This is a genomic window from Streptomyces zingiberis, from assembly GCF_012034935.1.
Classification (GTDB): domain Bacteria; phylum Actinomycetota; class Actinomycetes; order Streptomycetales; family Streptomycetaceae; genus Streptomyces; species Streptomyces zingiberis.
This window is the reverse complement of the sequence record NZ_JAATEN010000006.1, coordinates 62,622-86,431: the sequence shown is the minus strand read 5'-3', so window position 1 is coordinate 86,431 and position 23,810 is coordinate 62,622. Positions and strand designations below refer to the sequence as shown.

Sequence of the window (23,810 nt, the reverse complement as noted above, 5' to 3'; positions counted from 1 at the left end):
CATGTCTGCTGCCACCGCCACCGGTTCCCGCGAGGAGCGCGCCACCCGCCAGTGGCGGGGGGTGATCGAGGAGTACCGCGACCGGCTGCCGGTCGGACCGGACACCGAGGTCGTCACCCTCCGCGAGGGCGGCACGCCGCTCGTTCCCGCGCAGGTGCTCTCCGAGCGCACCGGCTGTGAGGTCCATCTCAAGGTCGAGGGCGCCAATCCCACCGGTTCCTTCAAGGACCGCGGGATGACGATGGCCATCACCCGGGCCAAGGAGGAGGGCGCGCAGGCCGTCATCTGCGCCTCCACGGGCAACACCTCCGCCTCGGCCGCCGCCTACGCCGGGCGCGCCGGGATGGTCTGCGCGGTGCTGGTGCCCAAGGGGAAGATCGCGCTGGGCAAGATGGGCCAGGCCCTGGTGCACGGCGCCAAGATCCTCCAGGTGGACGGGAATTTCGACGACTGCCTGACGCTGGCCCGCGGCCTCGCCGACAAGTACCCGGTCTCGCTGGTCAACTCCGTCAACCCGGTCCGCATCGAGGGGCAGAAGACGGCCGCCTTCGAGGTGGTCGACATGCTGGGGGACGCCCCCGACCTGCACGTCCTGCCGGTCGGCAACGCCGGGAACATCACCGCCTACTGGCGCGGCTACCAGGAGTACGCCGCCGACGGCAGCTCCTCGCGCCGGCCGCGGATGTGGGGCTTCCAGGCCTCCGGCTCCGCGCCGATCGTGCGCGGCGAGCCCGTCAAGGACCCGCAGACCATCGCCACCGCCATCCGCATCGGCAACCCGGCCTCCTGGGAGTTCGCGGAGCGCGCGCGGGACGAGTCGGGGGGCAGGATCGACGAGGTGACGGACCGTCAGATTCTCTCCGCCTACCGGCTGCTGGCCTCGCGCGAGGGCGTCTTCGTGGAGCCCGCCTCCGCCGCGAGCGTCGCGGGTCTGCTGAAGTCCGCGGAGCTGGGGCTGGTCGACCCGGGGCAGCGCATCGTCTGCACCGTCACCGGCAACGGGCTCAAGGACCCGGACTGGGCCGTGGCCGGCGCGCCGCAGCCGGTGGTCGTCCCCGTCGACGCCGACGTGGCCGCGGAGCGGCTCGGCCTGGCGTGACGGGCGCGCCCCGGCCGGTGCGCCGGCGGGGCGCGACACGCCCGTCGTGACGGACCGGTCATGACGAACACGTCACACCGCTGACGGGGTCCGCCCCGCCGGACCTGGCCGGACGCGAGCGCCTGCCGCCCGCGTCCGGCCAGGTCCGGCGGCGTTTCCGGTCAGCCAGGGGGTCGGCCATGGGCCGAACGCCGGTGCGCCGCCGGCCACCCCGCCGGCCCCGCGGCCGTGCCGGGCGCCGGGCGACGGCCGACGGGACGGCTGCGAGCAGGCCCCGGCCGGGAGCGGGCCGCCAGGAGCGGTGACGCGGCGCGGGCAGCGAGGCGGCCGCGCAACGAAGCGGCCGGGCAGCGAGGTGGCCGGGCAGCGACGCAGCCGGGAAACGAGCCGGCCGGGCAGCGGTACCGCCAGGACAACCCGCCCGCACGGCGCCGAAGCGCTCCTGACCGGCGAATACCGCTCACCCCGGCCCACGCCCGCCCATCTCTTCCCACCCCGGCCACCCCGCCCCATTCCGGCGTCAACCGCCGCAGAACGCGCCGGGGAGCACGCCGGATCGCCGACACGCATCGTGCGCCTTCTGTGCGCCCTATGTCGCGACAGAACTTTCCTTCGATAGGCTGGTGGACGAACCCCGCCCGCCCCCCGCTTGCCGGACGCATGTGCCCGGCGTCGGCGCGGAGCGCACCGGCAGCAGGCGACCGGCAGCAGCGACGGACAGCGCACCGGCACGCACCTGGCCGGGCACCGCCGCCGACCCCGCGGGAAGCGTCCCGCCGTTTCCCGCCGTCCCACGACCCCCCCCAGATCCGTTCCACCACGAGGCCCAGACCCGTTCCACCACGAGGAGAGTCGTCGAGCGATGGCCGGTCCCGCCTTCCGAGCCGCCGCCGTCCGGGTGCGTACCCCCGCGACCAGCGCAAACCTCGGCCCCGGCTTCGACGCCTTCGGCCTCGCTCTGGGTCTCTACGACGACGTGGTCGTCCGGGTCGCCGAATCCGGGCTGCACATCGACATCGCCGGCGAGGGCGCGGACACGCTGCCCCGGACCGAGGACCACCTGCTCGTCCGCGCCCTGCGCACGGCCTTCGACGTGCTGGGCGGCCAGCCCCGCGGCCTGGAGGTGGTGTGCGCCAACCGCATCCCGCACGGCCGGGGCCTGGGCTCCTCCTCCGCCGCCATCTGCGCCGGGATCACCGCCGCGCGCGCCGTGACCATAGGCGGCGCGGAGCGGCTCGACGACGCGGCGCTGCTGGAGCTGGCCACCGAGATCGAGGGCCACCCGGACAACGCCGCCGCCTGCCTGCTCGGCGGGTTCACCCTCGCGTGGACCGACCGCGGCGCCGCCCGCGCCGTCCGGATGGAGCCCGCGGCGGGCGTCGTCCCCGTGGTCTTCGTCCCGGCGACCCCGCTGCTCACCGAGACCGCCCGCGGCCTGCTGCCGCGCACCGTCCCGCACGCCGACGCCGCGGCCAACGCGGGGCGGGCGGCGCTGCTGGTCGAGGCGCTGACCCGGCGCCCGGAGCTGCTGTTCGCCGCCACCGAGGACCGGCTCCACCAGGAGTACCGGGCCCCCGCCATGCGGGACAGCGCGGCGCTGGTGAGCCGGCTCCGCCAGGACGGCGTACCGGCGGTCATCTCCGGCGCCGGCCCGACGGTGCTCGCGCTCGCCGAGGAAGGCACGGCCGACAAGGTCGCGCGGCTCGCCGGTGAGGGATGGGCGGCCAACCGGCTGTCCCTCGACGCCACCGGCACATGTGTGCTGCCCCTCGCGGGGCAGGGAGCGGTTCCGGCGGCCGGGTCGCGCGCCGCCGGGTGACAGGTGACATCCGGCGCATGCCGGTCTTCGAGAGGGGGAATGTTTGTTGGGTCCGGTAGTGTTAACCTCAAGTCAGCACTCGGCACCTGAGCGGTGCGGTGCTTCGCGTCCCCCTTCGGGGGCGGACTTCTTCCGGGAGCCTCCTCAACTGCCTGCGCAGCCTGCCTGAGCATGTGAGCACGCTCCGGAATCGGCGTGGCGGACGTCCCGACAGTCCCCCCGCCGGACCATTCAGATGATTTTCTCCGCCGTACAGGGCGGTTACCACCGCACCGGCCCGGTCCGGACATCGATCCGCGGACCGCAGCCGGACAGCACGACCGGTCGCCGAGCCAGACAGGCCGACGCCCGCTCCAGGGAAGGACCCTTCGTGAGCGACACCACCGATCTGATGGGCGTGACTGCCGACGAGAACGTCGGCGCAGCCTCCGCGCCCGCCACGGACGCTCCTGCCGCGCCTGCCACCGGTGCTGCCACCAGCGCTCCGAGGCGCCGCCGCTCCGGTACCGGCCTCGACGGCATGGTCCTGGCCGAGCTCCAGCAGGTTGCCTCCAAGCTCGGCATCAGGGGCACCGCGCGGATGCGCAAGAGCCAGCTGATCGAGGTCATCAAGGAGCGGCAGGCGGGTGCCGGCGCCCCCGCCGCGGACCAGGGCGCCGCCGAGGCGCCCGCCAAGCCGCGCCGCCGCGCCACGTCCAAGGCGCGCACGGGCGACGCCGAGTCCGGTGGCGAGTCCCGGACCGGTGACGACGCCCAGCAGATCGACATCCCCGGCCAGCCGGCCAGCGACGAGCAGCCGGCCGGTGAGCGCCGCCGGCGCCGCTCCGGCGCCGAGGAGGCGGCGGAGGCCCCGGCCGAGCAGGCCGAGCGGAGCCCCCAGAACGACGCCCGGTCCCAGGGCGGTGACCGGCAGGACAACGCCGAGGGCCGCGGGGGCAAGGGCGACCGCCAGGGCGGCCAGGGCGGGGACCGCCAGGCGGGCCAGAAGGGCGACCGCCGGGGCAACAACCGCCGCAACAAGAACAACAACAATGACGACGGTGCCGGCGCGGGTGCGGGTGCCGGCGCGGGCGCCGGTGGCGGCCAGGGCAACCGGCGCGACCAGCGCGGCCAGCAGCAGCAGCGCGACGACGACGACGACTTCGACGGCGGCCGCCGTGGCCGCCGGGGCCGCTACCGGGACCGCCGCGGCCGCCGCGGCCGCGAGGACTTCGGCAACGAGCCGCAGGTCGCCGACGACGACGTCCTGATCCCCGTCGCGGGCATCCTCGACATCCTCGACAACTACGCGTTCATCCGCACCTCGGGATACCTGCCGGGCCCGAACGACGTCTACGTCTCCCTCGCCCAGGTCCGCAAGAACGGCCTGCGCAAGGGTGACCACGTCACGGGCGCGGTGCGGCAGCCCCGGGAGGGCGAGCGCCGGGAGAAGTTCAACGCCCTGGTGCGGCTGGACTCCGTCAACGGCATGGCGCCCGAAACCGGGCGCGGGCGGCCGGAGTTCGGCAAGCTCACCCCGCTGTACCCGCAGGACCGGCTCCGTCTGGAGACCGAGCCGAACCTGATGACCACCCGGATCATCGACCTGGTCTCCCCGATCGGCAAGGGCCAGCGCGGGCTGATCGTGGCGCCGCCGAAGACCGGCAAGACCATGATCATGCAGGCGATCGCCAACGCGATCACCCGCAACAACCCCGAGTGCCACCTGATGGTCGTCCTCGTCGACGAGCGGCCGGAAGAGGTCACCGACATGCAGCGGTCGGTGAAGGGCGAGGTCATCTCCTCGACCTTCGACCGCCCCGCGGAGGACCACACCACCGTCGCCGAGCTGGCCATCGAGCGGGCCAAGCGCCTGGTCGAGCTGGGGCACGACGTGGTCGTCCTGCTGGACTCGATCACCCGCCTCGGCCGCGCCTACAACCTGGCGGCCCCGGCCTCCGGCCGGATCCTCTCCGGTGGTGTCGACTCCACCGCGCTCTACCCGCCGAAGCGCTTCTTCGGCGCCGCGCGGAACATCGAGGACGGCGGTTCGCTGACCATCCTGGCCACGGCCCTGGTGGACACCGGCTCCCGCATGGACGAAGTGATCTTCGAGGAGTTCAAGGGCACCGGTAACCTGGAGCTCAAGCTGGACCGCAAGCTCTCCGACAAGCGGATCTTCCCCTCGGTGGACGTCGACGCGTCCGGTACCCGTAAGGAGGAGATCCTGCTCGGCAGCGACGAGCTGGCGATCACGTGGAAGCTCCGCCGGGTGCTGCACGCCCTGGACTCCCAGCAGGCCATCGAGCTGCTCCTGGACAAGCTCAAGGAAACCAAGAGCAACGCCGAGTTCCTGTTGCAGATCCAGAAGACGACACCCGCGCCGGGCAACGGCGACTGACCGCGCCCTGCCGCGCTTCCCGTGGGCTTCCCCGCCACGGCGGGGGAGCCCACGGCGCGTATCCGCCGCGTCACCACCACGACGCGCCCCGTCACCCCGGCGGGCACGGGGCGACGCGGGCCGGGCGCGGTCGGTGACGGTGCGGGACAGCCCGGCGGTACACCGCCCGACCAGGCCTGACCTCCACGGATGGGGGTAACCGGACAGCAAGGACGTGGGGAGCACATGGCGGACGACAGGACAAGCGGACGGAACGACTCCGCCGCCGGTGACGGCGGCGCGGGTCGGCGGCGCCGTGCGCTGCGCATCGTCGCCTGGACGGCCGCCGCCGCGGTGCTCCTCGGCGGCGCGGGCCTCGGCTACGTCTGGAGCCGGCTCGACGGCAACCTCCAGGGCGTGGACATCGACGCCGCGCTCGGCACCCACCGCCCCGAGAACGTCGACAACGGCTCGACGGACATCCTCGTCCTCGGCTCGGACTCCCGCACCGGCGCCAACAAGAAGTACGGCAGCGCCGGCCAGGACGGGGCCCGCTCCGACACGGCCATGGTCGTCCACGTCCACGAGGGCCGCCGCGAGGCCAGCGTCGTTTCCATACCCCGCGACACCCTCGTGCACCGCCCCTCCTGCGAGCGCACCGAAGGTGGCACCGCCCCGGCCGCCGACCGCGTGATGTTCAACGAGGCGTACCAGATCGGCGGGCCGGCCTGCGCGGTGAAGACCGTGGAGGAGATGTCCGGCATCCGGATGGACCACTATCTGGAGGTCGACTTCACCGGCTTCAAGAAGCTCGTCGACGAGCTGGGCGGGGTGGAGATCACCACCCGTGAGCCGATCAAGGACGAGCGGAGCCGGCTGGACCTGCCCCCCGGCACGCACGTCCTCGACGGCGAGCAGTCCCTCGGCCTGGTCCGCACCCGCCACGCCGTCGGCAACGGCAGCGACCTCGGCCGGATCCACCTCCAGCAGGCGTTCGTCCGGGCCCTGCTCGACCAGGTCGGGGAGATCGGCCTCTTCAGCGACCCCGGCAAGCTCTACAAGCTCGCCGACACCGCCACCCAGGCCGTCACCACCGACTCCGAGCTGGCCGGGGTGAAGAAGCTGCTGGACTTCAGCCGCAGCATGCGCGAGATCGGCTCGGGCGACCTCACGATGGTCACCCTTCCGGTGGAGTACGACACGGTCGACCGCAACCGCGTCGTCCCGCGCGAGAAGCAGGCCCGCGAGGTGTGGGACGCCCTGCACGAGGACAAGGCGATCCCGGGCTCGGCCACGGAGGACTCCGCCGGGGACCTCGCCGGGGACGACCCGGCCCGGCTCATCGGCTGAGCCACCCGGCGCCGGCGTCCCGTCCGCCGGCGGCGGACCTCGACCGGCACGGCCCCGGTCCGCCCGGCGCCCCCGCCGGAGCACCCGCCGGGGCGTCCACGGTACGGACCCGCCCCGTCACCGGCGGTACGCGGCGCCCGGTCACCGGCGGTGCGCGGCTTCCCGTCACCGGCGGTGCGCGGCCCGGAACCGCGCGGACCCCCGCCCCGGGCTGCCCGGGACCCCGCGGACGCCCGTCCCGCGCGGCCGTGCGGGACGGCTCCCCGCCCGGCCGCCGCCCACCGGCCGCACGGCCCGTGCCGCCCCCGTCACCGCCCCGCCGCGGCGGCTCCCCGGCCGCGCCCCCGCCCGCCGCGGGGCAGGGGGGAATACCCGGGGGCCCTCCCCGGTTTTGGGAGATGCGGCCGGTCCTGGCAGACTGGTGCGTCGGTCCCGGTTCACGTACGGGCGTCACCCCTCCTCGTCCGCCATCGGGCAGGCGGGGCCCGCACGACCCGGAGCCCTCCCGAACCTAGGAGCATCCCTTGAAGCGTGACATCCACCCCGAGTACGTCGAGACCCAGGTGAGCTGCACCTGCGGAGCCTCGTTCACCACGCGCAGCACCGTCACCGAGGGCGCGATCCGCGCCGACGTGTGCTCCGAGTGCCACCCGTTCTACACGGGCAAGCAGAAGATCCTCGACACCGGTGGCCGCGTGGCCCGCTTCGAGGCCCGCTTCGGCAAGAACGCCGGGTCCCGGAAGAAGTAGCGACCCACGGCGCCGGTCTCCGGCCGCCCCGCAGCCAGGGGCGGCCGGGCCGGCGCTTTCTCGTCCCCGGCCCTCCGGGGACGCCACCACCCCACCCTCCGGCGGGCCGGCCCTGCGCGCCGCGGCCCCCTGTCGACACCTTCCGAGGAAACGAGTCCCGATGTTCGAGGCGGTCGAGGAACTGGTCGGTGAGCACGCCGGTCTCGAGAAACGGCTCGCCGACCCCGCGGTCCACGCCGACCAGCGCGAGGCGATGCGGCTGAACAAGCGCTACGCCGAGCTGACCCCCGTGGTGAACACCTTCCGCGACTGGCGGCGCACCGGCGAGGACATCGAGACCGCGCGCGAACTCGCAGCCGACGACCCGGACTTCGCGGACGAGGTCAAGGAGCTGGAGAGCCGCCGGGAGGAACTCACCGAGCGCCTGCGGCTGCTCCTCGTCCCGCGCGATCCCAGCGACGAGAAGGACGTCATCCTGGAGGTCAAGGCGGGGGAGGGCGGCGAGGAGTCCGCACTCTTCGCCGGTGACCTGCTGCGGATGTACCTGCGGTACGCGGAGCGCGCCGGCTGGCGGACGGAGATCCTCGACGCCAACGAGTCCGACCTCGGTGGCTACAAGGACGTCCAGGTCGCCGTGAAGACCCGCGGCGCCACCGGACCCGGCCAGGGCGTCTGGGCGCGGCTGAAGTACGAGGGCGGGGTGCACCGGGTGCAGCGGGTGCCCGCCACCGAGTCCCAGGGCCGGATCCACACCTCCGCGGCCGGGGTGCTGGTCACCCCGGAGGCCGAGGAGGTCGAGGTGGAGATCGGCCCCAACGACCTGCGGATCGACGTCTACCGCTCCTCCGGGCCCGGCGGCCAGTCCGTCAACACCACGGACTCCGCGGTGCGGATCACCCACCTCCCCACCGGCATCGTCGTCTCCTGCCAGAACGAGAAGAGCCAGCTCCAGAACAAGGAGCAGGCGCTGCGTATCCTCCGCTCCCGGCTGCTGGCCGCCGCGCAGGAGGAGGCCGAGCGGGAGGCCTCCGACGCCCGGCGCAGCCAGGTGCGCACCGTGGACCGCTCGGAGCGGATCCGCACCTACAACTTCCCGGAGAACCGCATCTCCGACCACCGCGTGGGCTTCAAGGCGTACAACTTGGACCAGGTGCTCGACGGCGACCTGGATCCGGTCATCCAGGCCTGCGTGGACGCCGACGCGGCCGCGAAGCTGGCGGCCGCCCACTAACCCCCGTGGCGCGGCGGGAAGCCGCCGCGCCGAACACCGTCGGACCGGCTGGAGGAACAGCGTGCCGCCCACGTCCGGGGATCGCCCCCCGCACCCGCCCGCCGCCGGGCGCTCTTCGCGTTCCCGGTCGTCCCGGTCGCTGCTGCTCGCCGAGGTGGCGCAGGCCACCCAGCGGCTGGCCGACGCGGGCGTGCCCTCGCCGCGCTTCGACGCCGAGGAACTGGCCGCGTTCGTGCACGACGTCCGGCGCAGCGAGCTGCACACCGTCGCCGACGCCGACTTCGACGCCCGCTACTGGGAGGCCGTCGCCCGCCGGGAGGCCCGCGAGCCGCTCCAGCACATCACCGGCCGCGCCTTCTTCCGTTACCTGGAGCTCCAGGTCGGGCCCGGGGTCTTCGTCCCCCGCCCGGAGACCGAGTCGGTGGTGGGCTGGGCCATAGACGCGGTCCGCGCCATGGACGTCGCCGAACCGCTGATCGTGGACCTGTGCTCCGGCTCCGGCGCCATCGCGCTCGCCCTGGCCCAGGAGGTGCCGCGCTCCCGCGTGCACGCCGTGGAGCTGGACGAGGGCGCGCTGCGCTGGGCCCGCCGCAACGTCGAGGGCTCCCGCGTCACCCTGCACCAGGGCGACGCCCTGGCCGCGCTCCCCGAGTTCGACGGCCAGGCCGACCTGGTGATCTCCAACCCGCCGTACATCCCGCTCACCGAGTGGGAGTACGTGGCCCCCGAGGCCCGCGACCACGACCCGGAGCTGGCCCTCTTCTCCGGCGAGGACGGCCTGGACACCATCCGCGGCATCGAGCGCACCGCGCACCGGCTGCTCCGCCCGGGCGGGGTCGTCGTCGTCGAGCACGCGGACACCCAGGGCGGCCAGGTGCCGTGGATCTTCACCGAGGAGCGGGGCTGGGCGGACGCGGCCGACCACCCCGACCTCAACAACCGCCCGCGGTTCGCCACGGCCCGCCGGGCCGTGCCGTGAGCCTCGCCGTGACGCCGCCCGGCCCGCGCGGACCGGCCGGCCGGCGGCGGCGCGCCGCGCCGCGCACGCCGCGCGCCCACCCCGGGCGCCGCACCCAGCACACTTGCACCCACCGCCCCAGGGCGCAGACTCCATTCCGGCCGAGGGAGGCCCGTTACATGGCACGGCGATACGACTGCACCGACGCGACCGACCGGAAGACCGGACTGCGCGAGGCCGCGTCCGCCGTCCGCCGCGGTGAGCTGGTCGTCCTTCCCACCGACACCGTCTACGGCATCGGCGCGGACGCCTTCAGCTCCGAGGCCGTCGGCGACCTCCTGGAGGCCAAGGGGCGCGGCCGGAACATGCCCTCGCCCGTGCTGGTCGGCTCCCCGAACACGCTGCACGGCCTGGTCACCGACTTCTCCGAGCTCGCCTGGGAACTCGTCGACGCCTTCTGGCCCGGTGCGCTGACCCTCGTCGCGCGCCACCAGCCGTCGCTCCAGTGGAACCTGGGGGACACCCGGGGCACCGTCGCCGTCCGGATGCCGCTGCACCCCGTCGCCATCGAACTGCTCACCGAGGTCGGCCCGATGGCCGTCTCCAGCGCCAACCTCACCGGGCACCCCTCGCCGCAGAGCTGCGACGCGGCCGAGGAGATGCTCGGCGACTCCGTCTCGGTCTACCTCGACGGCGGGCCCACCCCGGCCGCCGTGGCGTCCTCCATCGTGGACGTCACGGGGAAGGTGCCGGTGCTGCTGCGCGCGGGGGCGATCTCCGCGGAGCAGCTCCGTGAGGTGGTACCCGACCTCGAGGAGGCCAATTGACCGCCCCCCAGGGGCGTGGCATAGCGGTTCACCGGGAGACCGGCCGCCCCGGCGGACCGGCCGGTCTCCCGGCGCCGCGGCCGGGGCCCTGGTCCCCGCCGGACGGGGCGGGGGACCCCGGCGTCTTCCGCATCCTCCACGTCTCCACCGGCAACGTCTGCCGCTCGCCGATCACCGAGCGGCTGACCCGGCATGCCCTCACCCACCGGCTCGGCGGGACCCGGGGCATCCTCGTGGAGAGCGCCGGCACCTGGGGGCACGAGGGTGCCCCCATGGAGGCGCACGCGGCGACCGTGCTGACGGACCTCGGCGCGGACCCCACCGGCTTCACCGGCCGGGAACTCCTCGACGAGCACGTCATCCGCGCCGACCTCGTGCTCACCGCCACCCGCGACCACCGCGCCCAGGTGATCTCCATGGGCCACTCCGCGGGGCTGCGCACCTTCACGCTCAAGGAGTTCACCCGGCTCGTCCGGGCCATCGACCCGGCGACCCTGCCCGACCCGGAGCCGGAGGGCGCCGTCGTCGACCGTGCCCGCGCCCTCGTCCGGGCCGCGGCGGCGCTGCGCGGCTGGCTGCTGGCCCCCAGCGTGGAGGCCGACGAGGTGCACGACCCGTACGGGGCGCCGATCACCTTCTTCCGCTCCGTCGGCGAGGAGATCCAGCAGGCCCTCGACCCGGTGCTGACCGCCCTCACCGGGATCCCCGCCCCGCGCCCCTGACGCGCGCCCGGCCCCGCGCCCCGCGCCGCCCGTACGGCACTTCCTCCCGCACGTCCCGCACGTCTCGCCCCTTCCGCTCCGCCCGCCCGGATCCCGGGCCGCAGGGGAGAGCCCGGCGGTCCGCTGACGCGCGTAGACGCTCCCTGCGGAGCCCGGCGGAGCCCGGCGGGGCGCGCGGGCCCGCGCGGAGCGGGCGGGAGGTGCGACCATGGGAGCCGGGCGCGGAACCACGGGAGCCGCGCGGGCGTCACCACCGGTGACGGGCGCCTCCTCCCCGCGTGCCCTGTGCGCCCCGTGGGCCTCGTGGGCCCCGTGGGCCTCGCAGACCGGTGCCGCACTGCGGCCGGGCCGCCGAGGCCGCTCGTGGCAGGCCCGTCGTGGTGGGCCGGCCGGCGGTGAGCCGCAGGTGGCGGGGCCGGTGTGAAGAGGCGGTGAGAAATCCGCCGTGAACGCGCGTACGGAGCGTTGGGAGCGATCCTTGTGCACGGGACCGGTGTGCGGCCCTCTAGGCTGTGGGGCCGAGAAGGCCGGCGAGACCCCTGGGGCTGTTCGTGCGTGAATACCTGCTGACGCTCTGCGTCACCGCCGCGGTCACCTATCTGCTGACGGGGCCGGTGCGGAAGTTCGCGATCGCGGCCGGCGCCATGCCGGAGATCCGCGAGCGGGACGTGCACCGCGAGCCGACGCCGCGGCTGGGCGGGATCGCGATGTTCGCGGGGCTCTGCGCGGGCCTCCTGGTCGCCTCGCAGATGTCGAACATCGGTGAGATGTTCGAGCTGTCCAGCGAGCCGAGGGCGCTGCTGGCCGGCGCCGCGCTGATCTGGCTGCTCGGCGTCCTCGACGACAAGTGGGGCGTGGACGCCCTGATCAAGCTGGGCGGTCAGATGATCGCCGCCGGCGTGATGGTCTGGCAGGGCCTGACGATCCTCTGGATCCCGGTGCCCGGCGTGGGCTCGGTGGCGCTGTCCCCCGTGCAGGGCACGCTGCTCACGGTGGCCCTGGTGGTCATCACCATCAACGCGGTGAACTTCGTCGACGGCCTCGACGGCCTGGCCTCCGGCATGGTCTGCATCGCCGCCGCCGCGTTCTTCATGTACGCCTACCGCATGTGGTACGGCTACGGCGTCGAGGCCGCGGCCCCCGCGACGCTCTTCGCGGTCGTCCTCATGGGCATGGCGCTCGGCTTCCTGCCGCACAACATGCACCCCGCCCGGATCTTCATGGGCGACTCCGGCTCCATGCTCATCGGCCTGGTGCTGGCGGCCGGGGCCATCTCCGTCACCGGGCAGGTGGACCCGGACCTGCTCCAGGCGGCCACCGGCTCGGAGAAGGAGGCCGTGAAGTCCACGGTGCCCGTCTACATCCCCGTGGTGCTGCTGCCGCTGAGCATCATCGCGGTGCCCGTCGCCGACCTGGTGCTGGCCGTCGTCCGCCGCACCTGGAAGGGCCAGTCGCCGTTCGCGGCCGACCGCGGCCACCTCCACCACCGGCTGCTGGAGATCGGCCACTCGCACAGCCGGGCCGTCCTGATCATGTACTTCTGGTCGGCGCTGATCGGCTTCTCCGCCGTCGCCTACTCGGTGAACTCCGCGTCCATGTGGGTCGTGCTGGCGCTGGCCGTCTTCAGCGCGCTCGGCCTGTTCATCCTGCTGCTGCCGCGGTTCACGCCCCGGGTGCCGCGCTGGGCGGAGTCCCTGGTGCCGCCGCGTTACCGGCGGGGCGGGGCGACGGCCTCCGCCGGTGCGCCGGCCGCCGGCGGAGCCGCCCCGGGCACGGAACCGGCGGAAGCCGGGAGCACGGGGACGCCGGGCAGCGGCGGCGAGGACAGCGGTGGCGAGGGCGCCGGGGCGCCGGGGGAGGAACGCCCGCGCGCCGTCGCCCGGGCCAACGGGGCCACGGCGATGGGCGCCCGCCGCGACCACCCCCGCCCGGAGCGCAGCACGGCCGGCACCCGGAGCTGAGGCGGGACGGCCCCGAGGGCACCGGGAACGCACCGGGAACGCGGACGGCGGGCCCACCGGCGCGCGGGACCCCCGGACCGGGGCGGGCCCGCCGGGTGGCGGCCGTGACGCGTCGCCGGAGCCGGGGGACGGGGCGGGGCGACCGGCGGAAGCGGCCGTTCGGGGAACGGCCGGACGGCCCAGCCGGGACCCCGCCGAAGTTTTGCCGGCCCGTGGGTTTTATCCTGTCCCGGGTGGCACATGCACCCCGCCCGTGACCAGGGCATTAGCTCGTTCGTGTGATGGTCCGCACACTTGGAGAGTAAAGACCTCATCAAATAGTTTGTGATACCGTTCACGAGTACCCGGAGTCAGGGTCGGGGACCACGGTGTGAGGGCCCATCAGCCGCCAGGCGCGGCTCCTCCAGGGCCCGCGCCCGTCCTCGACGTCCGGCCGTCCGGCCACCGCGGTGACGGCGCCTCGCGCGCCGGATCCCGCGGCCGTGCCGCACCAGGTCGCGGCACTCCGCGCACGTCCCTGCCTTGTCACGTCCCACCACGTCCCGGAGCCGCCCCCATGGAGTCCAACGACGTCCGCATGCTCCTCCGCACGGCCGGACCGGCCGCCGCGGCCGGTGCGCTCGCCGCCGTCGTGTCCGCGGTGCTCGTGGGCGGCCAGGGCGCCCTCGGCGCGGTGGTCGGCGCGGCGGTGGTCATCCTCTTCATGGGTATCGGCCTCGTCGTGCTCCAGCAGACCGGCCGCAAGTACCCGCAGCTGTTCCAGGCCATGGGGCTGATGCTCTACACGACGCAGCTCCTGCTGCTCTTCGTCTTCGTGGCGGCCTTCAAGGACACCGAACTCTTCGACCACCGGGCGTTCGCCGCCACGCTGGTCGCCGTGACCCTCGCCTGGGTCGCCGCCCAGGCCCGCGCGCACATGAAGGAGAAGATCCTCTACGTGGATCCCGAGCGCAGCGGATCCGGTGCCCCCGGGTCCTCCGCATGATGCCGGGGGGCGCGTCAAGAACGCGTAAGCGGGCCTGCTATCGTCCGGTTCCAACTGCGGGTCGGCGGGCGCGTCCGGCCGGGCCCCCGGACCCCACGGGAAGCGGTAGGCGGACCCCGCTGCCGGCGCCCTCCCGGCCACCCGGCTCCACGCCGGCCGGCCACTCCCAGATCCGTAACTGTCCCGTGCCGAACCGCGGCCCGCTGCCGCGCCGACACAACGAGGTTGCCGTACCCATGCGCCACGCTGAAGGAGCTCGCGGTGAGTGCTGACCCGACAACGGTGCTCGCGTTCGAGACCGATTGCCACATCTTCACCGGGTGCGGCTTCCCGGCCCCCAGCCTGTGGTCGTTCATCTTCGACCCGATCGCGGGCGACGCGGACTCCAGCTTCTACTTCAACAAGCCGATGCTGCTGGCGCTGCTCAGCACGATCGTCGTCGTCGGCTTCTTCTGGATGGCGTTCGCCAGGCCGAAGGTCGTCCCCGGCAAGCTCCAGATGGTCGCCGAGGCCGGTTACGACTTCGTCCGTAACGGCATCGTCTACCAGACGCTCGGCAAGCGGGACGGCGAGAAGTACGTGCCGCTCATGGTCTCGCTGTTCTTCTTCATCTGGATCATGAACCTGTGGTCGATCGTGCCGCTGGCCCAGTTCCCGGTGACGTCGATCATCGCCTACCCGGCCGCGCTCGCCCTGATCGTCTATGTCCTCTGGGTCTCGCTGACCTTCAAGAAGCACGGTTTCGTCGGCTTCTTCAAGAACGTCACCGGCTACGACAAGTCGCTCGGCGCGGTGCTGCCGCTGGCCATGACCATCGAGTTCTTCTCGAACCTGCTGGTCCGCCCCTTCACCCACGCCGTCCGGCTCTTCGCCAACATGTTCGCGGGCCACACCCTGCTGGTGCTCTTCACCATCGCCAGCTGGTACCTGCTGAACGGCATCGGCATCGCCTACGCCGGCGTCTCGTTCGTGATGGTCCTCGTGATGACCGTCTTCGAGCTCTTCATCCAGGCCGTCCAGGCGTACGTCTTCGTCCTGCTGGCGTGTGCCTACGTCCAGGGCGCGCTCGCCGAGCACCACTGAGCTGCCCCGACCTCCGCCCATAGGTGTCCGGTGGCCAACCCCCACCGGCTTGTGAAAGAGAAGGAAGAAACAGCATGTCCGCTGTGGAGAACCTCGCCGCTGTCTCCGGCTCCCTCGGCTCCATCGGCTACGGCCTCGCGGCCATCGGCCCCGGCGTCGGCGTCGGCATCATCTTCGGTAACGGCACCCAGGCGCTCGCCCGCCAGCCCGAGGCGGCCGGCCTGATCCGCGCCAACCAGATCCTCGGCTTCGCGTTCTGTGAGGCGCTGGCCCTCATCGGCCTCGTCATGCCGTTCGTGTTCGGTACGTGATCTGACTCGACCGACACCACTTTTCGACGAAAGGCACTGATGTGAACGTTCTGGTTCACCTGGCGGCGGAGGAGCCTCAGAGCCCTCTGGTCCCGCCGATCCCAGAGCTCGTCATCGGCCTGATCGCGTTCGCCATCGTCTTCGGCTTCCTCGCCAAGAAGCTCCTCCCGAACATCAACAAGGTTCTGGAGGAGCGCCGCGAGGCGATCGAGGGCGGCATCGAGAAGGCCGAAGCGGCTCAGACCGAGGCCCAGGACGTGCTGGAGCAGTACAAGGCCCAGCTCGCCGAGGCCCGGCACGAGGCCGCGCGCCTGCGCCAGGAGGCCCAGGAGCAGGGCGCCGCGCTCATCGCCGAGATGCGCGCGGAAGGCCAGCGGCAGCGTGAGGAGATCGTCGCCGCCGGTCACGCCCAGATCGAGGCCGACCGCAAGCAGGCCGCCTCCGCGCTCCGCCAGGACGTGGGCAAGCTCGCCACCGACCTGGCCGGCAAGCTCGTCGGCGAGTCGCTGGAGGACCACGCCCGGCAGAGCCGTGTCATCGACCGCTTCCTCGACGAGCTGGAGAGCAAGGCGGCGACGAAGGCCGAGGCCGGCCGATGAACGGAGCGAGCCGCGAGGCACTGGCTGCCGCACGCGAGCGTCTCGACGCGCTGACGGACAGCACCTCCGTCGACGCGGCGGCCCTCGCCGGGGAGCTGGCCGCCGTCACGGGCCTGCTCGACCGCGAGGTGTCGCTGCGCCGGGTCCTCACCGACCCGGCGCAGGACGGCGAGGCCAAGGCCGGGCTGGCGGCCCGGCTGCTGGGCGGGCAGGTCGGCGGCGAGGCCGCCGACCTGGTCTCCGGCATGGTCCGCTCCCGCTGGTCGCGCTCGCGTGACCTGGTGGACGCGATCGAGGAGCTGGCGGACACCGCCGACCTCGTCGCGGCCGAGCGGGCCGGCGCGCTGGACGACGTCGAGGACGAGCTGTTCCGGTTCGGCCGGATCGTCTCCTCCTCGTCCGAGCTGCGCGCCGCCCTCGCCGAGCGGGGCGGCGAGGCCGCCGCCAAGGCCGCGCTCCTGCGCCGGCTGCTGGGCGGCCGGGTGAACCCGGTCACCGAGCGCCTGGTGGTCCGGCTCGTCACCCAGCCGCGAGGACGTAGCCTGGAAGGCGGGCTCGACGCCCTCTCCAAGCTGGCGGCGGCGCGCCGGGACCGGCTGGTCGCGGTCGTCACCTCGGCGGTGCCGCTCAGCGACGTGCAGAAGCAGCGGCTCGGCGACGGGCTGGCGCGGGTGTACGGGCGGCGGATGCACCTCAACCTCGACGTGGACCCCGAGGTCCTCGGCGGGATCCGGGTGCGGATCGGTGACGAGGTCATCGACGGCACCGTCGCGGACCGCCTCGACGAGGTGTCCCGCCGGATGGCCGGCTGAGACGGTCACCCGTCACCAGCCACCAACTCAACAAGCATGGCAGCGGCCCGGGTTGGGCCGTGCAGAGTCCTCTGGGGGCCAACCCCAGACCCCCAAAGACTTCGGGCCCAACAAGGAGAGCAGGGAACCCAGATGGCGGAGCTCACGATCCGGCCGGAGGAGATCCGGGACGCGCTGGAGAACTTTGTCCAGGCGTACAAGCCGGACGCGGCCTCGCGCGAGGAGGTCGGTACGGTAAGCGTTGCCGGCGACGGCATCGCGAAGGTCGAGGGGCTGCCCTCGGCCATGGCGAACGAGCTGCTCAAGTTCGAGGACGGGACCCTCGGTCTCGCCCTGAACCTGGAGGAGCGCGAGATCGGCGCGATCGTTCTCGGTGAGTTCAGCGGCATCGAGGAGGGCCAGCCGGTGCAGCGCACCGGTGAGGTGCTCTCCGTCGCGGTGGGCGAGGGCTACCTCGGCCGCGTGGTCGACCCGCTGGGCAACCCGATCGACGGCCTGGGCGAGATCGAGACCGAGGGCCGCCGCGCCCTGGAGCTCCAGGCTCCCGGCGTCATGCTGCGTAAGTCGGTGCACGAGCCGATGGAGACCGGCCTCAAGGCCGTCGACGCCATGACCCCGGTCGGCCGCGGCCAGCGCCAGCTGATCATCGGTGACCGTCAGACCGGCAAGACCGCGCTGGCCGTCGACACGATCATCAACCAGCGGGACAACTGGCGCTCCGGCGACCCGTCGAAGCAGGTCCGCTGCATCTACGTCGCCGTCGGCCAGAAGGGCTCCACCATCGCGTCGGTGCGCGCGGCCCTGGAGGAGTCCGGCGCGCTGGAGTACACCACGATCGTGGCGGCCCCGGCGTCCGACCCGGCCGGCTTCAAGTACCTCGCCCCGTACACCGGCTCGGCCATCGGCCAGCACTGGATGTACCAGGGCAAGCACGTCCTGATCGTCTTCGACGACCTGTCCAAGCAGGCCGACGCCTACCGCGCGGTCTCCCTGCTGCTGCGCCGCCCGCCGGGGCGTGAGGCCTACCCGGGTGACGTCTTCTACCTGCACTCCCGGCTCCTGGAGCGCTGCGCCAAGCTCTCCGACGAGATGGGCGCGGGTTCGATGACCGGTCTGCCGATCGTCGAGACCAAGGCCAACGACGTCTCGGCGTTCATCCCGACCAACGTCATCTCCATCACCGACGGCCAGTGCTTCCTGGAGTCGGACCTGTTCAACGCGGGCCAGCGGCCGGCGCTGAACGTCGGTATCTCGGTCTCCCGGGTGGGTGGCTCGGCCCAGCACAAGGCCATGCGGCAGGTCTCCGGCCGGCTCCGCGTGGACCTCGCCCAGTTCCGCGAGCTGGAGGCGTTCGCCGCCTTCGGTTCCGACCTGGACGCGGCCTCCAAGGCCTCCCTGGAGCGCGGCCGCCGCATGGTCGAGCTGCTGAAGCAGGGCCAGTACGCGCCGTTCTCCACGGAGAACCAGGTCGTCTCCATCTGGGCCGGCACCACCGGCAAGATGGACGACGTGCCCGTCGAGGACATCCGGCGCTTCGAGACGGAGCTGCTGGACTACCTCCACCGTGACCACAAGGGCCTGCTGACGTCGATCCGCGAGGGCGGCAAGATGTCGGACGACACCCTTCAGGCGCTGGCCGACGCCATCGCCTCCTTCAAGCGGCAGTTCGAGACCTCGGACGGCAAGCTGCTGGGTGAGGGCTGACCATGGGCGCCCAGATCCGGGTCTACAAGCGCCGTATCAAGTCGGTCACCGCCACCAAGAAGATCACCAAGGCGATGGAGATGATCGCGGCCTCGCGCATCATCAAGGCCCAGCGCCAGGTGGAGGCGTCGACGCCGTACGCGTCGGAGCTGACCCGCGCGGTCACGGCGGTGGCCACCGGCTCGAACACCAGGCACCCGCTGACCACCGAGGCGGAGTCCCCGGTCCGCGCCGCGATCCTGCTCGTCACGAGCGACCGCGGACTGGCCGGCGGCTACTCCTCCAACGCCATCAAGACCGCGGAGGCGCTGCGTGAGCGGCTCACCGCGGAGGGCAAGGAGGTCGTCCAGTACGTCGTCGGCCGCAAGGGCGTCGCGTACTACACCTTCCGGGAGCGCAAGCTCGCGGATACGTGGACGGGCTTCAGCGACAGCCCGACCTACGCGGACGCCAAGGCCGTCGCCGGCCCGGTGATCGACGCCGTGCTCCGGGACACCGCCGAGGGCGGGGCCGACGAGCTGCACATCGTCTTCACCGAGTTCGTGTCGATGATGACGCAGACGCCGGTGGACCGGCGGCTGCTGCCGCTCAGCCTCGACGAGAAGGCCGGCGAGCCCCGGGAGCAGGGGGCGAAGGCGGAGATCCTCCCGCTGTACGACTTCGAGCCGTCCGCCGAGGACGTCCTCGACGCCCTGCTGCCCCGGTACGTCGAGAGCCGGGTCTTCAACGCGCTGCTGCAGTCGGCCGCCTCCGAGCACGCCGCCCGCCGCCGCGCGATGAAGTCGGCCACCGACAACGCCGAGGAACTCATCAAGTCGCTGACGCGGCTTGCGAACGCGGCCCGCCAGGCCGACATCACCCAGGAAATCAGCGAGATCGTCGGTGGCGCTGGCGCCCTGGCCGACGCGAACGCGGGGAGTGACTGACAACTATGACCACCACTGTTGAGCCGACCGCCCCGGTCGGCGTGGCCGCCGGCCGCGTCGCACGGGTCATCGGCCCGGTCGTCGACGTGGAGTTCCCCGTCGACGCGATGCCGGAGATCTACAACGCCCTCACCGTCGAGGTCGCCGACCCCTCCGCGGAAGGCGCCACCAAGACGCTGACGCTGGAGGTCGCGCAGCACCTGGGCGAGGGCCTGATCCGCGCCATCTCCATGCAGCCCACCGACGGCCTGGTCCGCCGGGCCCCGGTGACGGACACCGGCAAGGGCATCACCGTGCCCGTCGGCGACGTCACCAAGGGCCGGGTGTTCAACACCCTCGGCGAGATCCTGAACGACCCGTCGGCCGAGGCCGAGGTCACCGAGCGGTGGCCGATCCACCGCAAGGCTCCCGACTTCGACCAGCTCGAGTCCAAGACCGAGATGTTCGAGACCGGCCTGAAGGTCGTCGACCTGCTGACCCCGTACGTCAAGGGCGGCAAGATCGGTCTGTTCGGCGGCGCCGGCGTCGGCAAGACCGTGCTCATCCAGGAAATGATCATGCGTGTGGCGAAGCTGCACGAGGGCGTTTCCGTGTTCGCCGGTGTGGGTGAGCGCACCCGTGAGGGCAACGACCTGATCGAGGAGATGGCCGAGTCCGGCGTGCTCCCGCAGACCGCCCTCGTCTTCGGCCAGATGGACGAGCCCCCGGGCACCCGTCTCCGGGTCGCGCTGGCCGGTCTGACCATGGCGGAGTACTTCCGCGATGTGCAGAAGCAGGACGTGCTGTTCTTCATCGACAACATCTTCCGCTTCACCCAGGCCGGCTCCGAGGTCTCCACGCTGCTCGGCCGGATGCCCTCCGCGGTGGGTTACCAGCCGAACCTGGCGGACGAGATGGGCCTCCTCCAGGAGCGCATCACCTCGACCCGCGGTCACTCGATCACCTCGATGCAGGCGATCTACGTCCCCGCGGACGACCTGACCGACCCGGCCCCGGCGACCACCTTCGCGCACCTCGACGCGACGACGGTGCTCTCCCGGCCGATCTCGGAGAAGGGCATCTACCCGGCGGTGGACCCGCTGGACTCGACGTCCCGCATCCTGGACCCGCGCTACATCTCGCAGGACCACTACGAGTGCGCCTCCCGCGTCAAGGGGATCCTCCAGAAGTACAAGGACCTCCAGGACATCATCGCCATTCTCGGTATCGACGAGCTCGGCGAGGAGGACAAGCTGGTCGTCAGCCGGGCCCGCCGGATCGAGCGCTTCCTGTCGCAGAACACCCACGCGGCGAAGCAGTTCACCGGTCTCGACGGATCGGACGTGCCGCTGGACGAGTCGATCGCCGCGTTCAACGCGATCGCCGACGGCGAGTACGACCACTTCCCCGAGCAGGCGTTCTTCATGTGCGGTGGCCTGGACGACCTGAAGGCCAAGGCCAAGGAGCTGGGCGTCTCCTGACCCCGGCCCGGTGTCCGGGGGCGGGAGAGGCCCCGCCCCCGGACCGCCGCCGCGCCAGCGGCGGCCACCCAGTGAAACCGGAATTCCCACCCCCAGAGTTCTCTGGACACCTGCCACGGCAGGTGGAAGACCCGAGGAGCCACGTTGGCTGCTGAGCTGCACGTCGAGCTGGTCGCCGCGGACCGCAGCGTCTGGTCCGGCGAGGCCACCCTGGTCGTCGCACGCACCACATCGGGTGACATCGGCGTCATGCCCGGCCACCAGCCGCTGCTCGGTGTGCTGGAGTCGGGCCCGGTCACCATCCGCACCACCGACGGGGGCACGGTCCTCGCCGCGGTGCACGGCGGATTCATCTCCTTCGCCGACGACAAGCTCTCCCTGCTGGCGGAGATCGCGGAGCTGGCCGAGGAGATCGACGTCGCCCGCGCCGAGCGGGCCCTGGAGCGCGCCAAGTCGGAGACGGACGCCTCCGCGGAGCGCCGGGCGGAGGTCCGCCTCGTCGCGGCCGCGGGCAAGCACTGAGCGCACGCCACGCGACATCACGCATCACCACATGAGCGCAGCCGCGGACCGCTCCGGGAGACCCCGGAGCGGTCCGCGGCCGTCGTGGTACCGGGGGGCGGGGCCGTGACCGGCGACCCCCGGCCGTGCGCGGCCGCGCAGGGCGTCATACTGGTCGGGCTGGTCGGGTACGTGAAGCGAGGAGGTCGGTGAAGATGGTCCTCGCTCTTGTGCTGTGTGGCGCGGTCGTCGCGCTGGTGCTGCTGGGGCTCTTCGTGTTCGGTCTGCGGCGCAGGCTGATCCAGCGCTCCGGGGGCACCTTCGACTGCAGCCTGCGCTGGGACGTTCCGGCTGCCGAGCCCGACCCGGGCGGCAAGGGCTGGACCTACGGCGTCGCCCGCTACAACGGCGACCGGGTCGAGTGGTTCCGGGTCTTCTCCTACGCGCCCCGGCCGCGCCGGATGCTGGAGCGTTCCGCCATCGAGGTCCTGGACCGCCGCACTCCGCGCGGCGAGGAGGAACTGGCCCTGCTCTCCGACGCGGTCGTCCTGGGCTGCGCCCACGCCGGCATCCGCCTGGAACTCGCCATGAGCGAGGACGCCCTGACCGGCTTCCTCGCCTGGCTCGAAGCAGCCCCACCGGGCCAACGAGTCAATGTTGCCTGAGTAGGGCGTCTCGTTGGTTGGGGGTGCCCCCGGACGAAGTCTGGGGGAGAGTCAATGTGGCTTGAGTAGGGGCGCTCGTTGGTTGGGGGTGCCCCCGGGCGGAGCCTGGGGGAGGGTCAATGTTGCCTGAGTAGGGGTGCTCTCCCCCAAACGGAGCCTGGAGGTGCGGAAGCGCCCCTCCCGCCGGAGGTGGAGAAGCGGGGGAAGCGGGAGAAGCGGGAGAAGCGGAGATACAAACAAGACCGGGGAGACGGCGGGCGGCACCGTCTCCCCGGCCGTCCGGGGCGGGCCGGGTCAGCTCAGCCCGCGGTCGATGGCGGCGATCAGTTCGCCGTCCGCGGTGTCCCCGCTCGTCTCCCAGAAGAAGGCGCCGCCGAGGCCCTGCTGCTTGGCGTAGCCCATCTTCCCCTCGATCGTCGCGGGGGTGTCGTAGCTCCACCACTGGTTGCCGCAGCGGGCGTAGGCGGTCCCGGCGACGGTCCCGGTGGCGGGGCAGGAGGTCTTCAGCACCTTGTAGTCCTCGATGCCGGCCTCGTACCGGCCGGGCGCGGCGCCCGAGGCGGAGCCGCCCGGGGCGTCCTGGCTGACGCCCGTCCAGCCGCGGCCGTAGAAGCCGATGCCGAGCAGGAGCTTCGCCGCGGGGACTCCCTGCGCGGTCAGCTTCGCGACGGCGGCGTCGCTGTGGAAGCCCTGCTGGGGGATGCCGTCGTACGAGGTGAGCGGGGAGTGCGGGGCGGTGGGCCCGGTGCCGGCCCAGGCGCCGAAGAAGTCGTAGGTCATGACGTTGTACCAGTCGGCGTACTGCGCGGCGCCCGCGTAGTCGGTGGCGTCGATCTTGCCGCCGTCGGTGGCGTCGGCGGTGATGGCCGCGGTGACCAGGTCGTTCCCGAACTCGGCGCGCATCGCGCGCATCATGGTCTCGAACGCCTTGGGGCCGCTGGTGTCACAGCTGAGGCCGCAGGCGTTGGGGTACTCCCAGTCGAGGTCGATGCCGTCGAAGACATCGGCCCAGCGCGGGTCCTCGACCAGGTCGCGGCAGGAGCGGGCGAAGGCGGCGGGGTCCTTCAGGGCGTCGGCGAACCCGCCCGACCAGGTCCAGCCGCCGAAGGACCAGAGCACCTTGAGGTCGGGGTGGCGCTCCTTGAGCTTGCGGAGCTGGTTGAAGTTGCCGCGCAGTGGCTGGTCCCAGGTGTCGGCCACGCCGTCGACGCTCTGCTCGGCGGTGTAGGCCCGGTCGTGGTCGGCGTAGGCGTCGCCGAGGGTGCAGCGGCCTGAAGTGACGTTGCCGAAGGCGTAGTTGATGTGGGTGAGCTTGGCGGCGGTGCCCGAGGTCTCCAGGTTCTTGACGTGGTGGTTCCGGTCGTAGCCGGCCCAGTTGGTGAAGTACCCGAGTTTCACGGGCCCGGCGGCTCTGGTGGCCGCCGCTTTTCCGGCCGGGGCGGCCTGGGCGGTGGCGGTGAGCGCGGTGAGGGCGAGCAGCAGGGCGGTGAGGACCGCGGCGGCCCGGCGCACCGGGCGCGGGCCGCGGGGGACGCGGGGGGAGGTTCCTGATCGCACGGGGGGCTCCTCAGTCGATCCGTAGGGGGTGGAACCTGCGGCCGCCCGGGGCGCCCCGGGCCACCGCGTGCGGCGGCGGAACGGGCACGTCCGTCGCATTGCTGAGGAGGTTAAGGAGGTCCAGACCTCTGG

The 23,810-nt window shown here is 72.8% G+C and carries 21 protein-coding genes; 20 read left to right on the top strand and 1 reads right to left on the bottom strand.

Going from position 1 to position 23,810, the window contains the following annotated elements; all coding sequences use genetic code 11:
• The first annotated feature begins 1 nt into the window (after position 1).
• The 20 genes from thrC (at position 2) to HCK00_RS09700 (ending at position 22,121) form a co-directional block, all read left to right on the top strand.
• On the top strand, positions 2-1,099 hold the full coding sequence (gene thrC / locus HCK00_RS09795) for a threonine synthase (protein WP_168101435.1): 1,098 nt from the start codon (positions 2-4) through the stop codon (positions 1,097-1,099).
• 862 nt (positions 1,100-1,961) lie between these two features.
• Complete coding sequence (gene thrB / locus HCK00_RS09790) at positions 1,962-2,918, top strand: homoserine kinase (protein ID WP_168101434.1); 957 nt, start codon at positions 1,962-1,964, stop codon at positions 2,916-2,918.
• A 370-nt stretch (positions 2,919-3,288) separates the two neighbouring features.
• Positions 3,289-5,298, top strand: coding sequence for a transcription termination factor Rho (gene rho / locus HCK00_RS09785; RefSeq protein WP_168101433.1), 2,010 nt, complete (start codon positions 3,289-3,291; stop codon positions 5,296-5,298).
• A gap of 225 nt (positions 5,299-5,523) precedes the next feature.
• On the top strand, positions 5,524-6,627 hold the full coding sequence (locus HCK00_RS09780) for an LCP family protein (RefSeq protein ID WP_168101432.1): 1,104 nt from the start codon (positions 5,524-5,526) through the stop codon (positions 6,625-6,627).
• A gap of 524 nt (positions 6,628-7,151) precedes the next feature.
• Positions 7,152-7,376 carry a 50S ribosomal protein L31 gene (gene rpmE / locus HCK00_RS09775; protein ID WP_168101431.1) on the top strand — a complete coding sequence of 75 codons (225 nt, stop codon included), beginning with the start codon at positions 7,152-7,154 and terminating at the stop codon, positions 7,374-7,376.
• Between the two features lie 160 nt (positions 7,377-7,536).
• Positions 7,537-8,607: a peptide chain release factor 1 gene (gene prfA, locus HCK00_RS09770; RefSeq protein WP_168101430.1), complete on the top strand. Its 1,071-nt coding sequence runs from the start codon at positions 7,537-7,539 to the stop codon at positions 8,605-8,607.
• Positions 8,608-8,746: 139 nt separating this feature from the next.
• Entirely contained in the window at positions 8,747-9,586 is an 840-nt protein-coding gene (prmC, locus tag HCK00_RS09765; RefSeq protein ID WP_168101616.1) for a peptide chain release factor N(5)-glutamine methyltransferase, read from the top strand.
• A gap of 158 nt (positions 9,587-9,744) precedes the next feature.
• Positions 9,745-10,392, top strand: coding sequence for an L-threonylcarbamoyladenylate synthase (locus HCK00_RS09760; protein ID WP_168101429.1), 648 nt, complete (start codon positions 9,745-9,747; stop codon positions 10,390-10,392).
• A 131-nt stretch (positions 10,393-10,523) separates the two neighbouring features.
• The gene (locus tag HCK00_RS09755; RefSeq protein ID WP_311765252.1) at positions 10,524-11,114 is read left to right on the top strand and encodes an arsenate reductase/protein-tyrosine-phosphatase family protein; all 591 of its coding nucleotides are present in this window, start codon (positions 10,524-10,526) and stop codon (positions 11,112-11,114) included.
• 551 nt (positions 11,115-11,665) lie between these two features.
• A complete protein-coding gene (locus tag HCK00_RS09750; protein ID WP_168101428.1) occupies positions 11,666-13,075 on the top strand; it encodes an MraY family glycosyltransferase in 1,410 nt (469 codons plus the stop codon).
• Between the two features lie 556 nt (positions 13,076-13,631).
• Positions 13,632-14,060 (top strand): Cg1360 family ATP-synthase-associated protein, encoded by a 429-nt coding sequence (locus HCK00_RS09745; protein WP_168101427.1) that lies wholly within the window; start codon positions 13,632-13,634, stop codon positions 14,058-14,060.
• Between the two features lie 261 nt (positions 14,061-14,321).
• Entirely contained in the window at positions 14,322-15,143 is an 822-nt protein-coding gene (gene atpB / locus HCK00_RS09740; RefSeq protein ID WP_311765239.1) for a F0F1 ATP synthase subunit A, read from the top strand.
• A 74-nt stretch (positions 15,144-15,217) separates the two neighbouring features.
• Positions 15,218-15,454, top strand: a complete 237-nt coding sequence (locus HCK00_RS09735; RefSeq protein WP_019710010.1) for an ATP synthase subunit C-like protein — start codon at positions 15,218-15,220, stop codon at positions 15,452-15,454.
• Positions 15,455-15,495: 41 nt separating this feature from the next.
• Entirely contained in the window at positions 15,496-16,053 is a 558-nt protein-coding gene (locus HCK00_RS09730) for a F0F1 ATP synthase subunit B (RefSeq protein ID WP_168101426.1), read from the top strand.
• Entirely contained in the window at positions 16,050-16,865 is an 816-nt protein-coding gene (locus HCK00_RS09725) for a F0F1 ATP synthase subunit delta (RefSeq protein WP_168101425.1), read from the top strand. Before HCK00_RS09730 ends, HCK00_RS09725 begins: the two co-directional genes overlap by 4 nt.
• A gap of 132 nt (positions 16,866-16,997) precedes the next feature.
• Positions 16,998-18,569, top strand: coding sequence for a F0F1 ATP synthase subunit alpha (gene atpA / locus HCK00_RS09720; RefSeq protein ID WP_168101424.1), 1,572 nt, complete (start codon positions 16,998-17,000; stop codon positions 18,567-18,569).
• 2 nt (positions 18,570-18,571) lie between these two features.
• Positions 18,572-19,495: a F0F1 ATP synthase subunit gamma gene (locus HCK00_RS09715; protein ID WP_168101423.1), complete on the top strand. Its 924-nt coding sequence runs from the start codon at positions 18,572-18,574 to the stop codon at positions 19,493-19,495.
• Between the two features lie 5 nt (positions 19,496-19,500).
• Positions 19,501-20,955: a F0F1 ATP synthase subunit beta gene (gene atpD, locus HCK00_RS09710; protein WP_168101422.1), complete on the top strand. Its 1,455-nt coding sequence runs from the start codon at positions 19,501-19,503 to the stop codon at positions 20,953-20,955.
• Between the two features lie 144 nt (positions 20,956-21,099).
• Complete coding sequence (locus tag HCK00_RS09705; RefSeq protein WP_168101421.1) at positions 21,100-21,477, top strand: F0F1 ATP synthase subunit epsilon; 378 nt, start codon at positions 21,100-21,102, stop codon at positions 21,475-21,477.
• Positions 21,478-21,671: 194 nt separating this feature from the next.
• The gene (locus HCK00_RS09700; RefSeq protein WP_168101420.1) at positions 21,672-22,121 is read left to right on the top strand and encodes a DUF2550 domain-containing protein; all 450 of its coding nucleotides are present in this window, start codon (positions 21,672-21,674) and stop codon (positions 22,119-22,121) included.
• A gap of 294 nt (positions 22,122-22,415) precedes the next feature.
• On the opposite strand, the gene HCK00_RS09695 is transcribed toward HCK00_RS09700, so the two are convergent.
• Positions 22,416-23,678 carry a glycoside hydrolase family 18 protein gene (locus HCK00_RS09695; RefSeq protein ID WP_375781941.1) on the bottom strand — a complete coding sequence of 421 codons (1,263 nt, stop codon included), beginning with the start codon at positions 23,676-23,678 and terminating at the stop codon, positions 22,416-22,418.
• Positions 23,679-23,810: the final 132 nt, after the last annotated feature.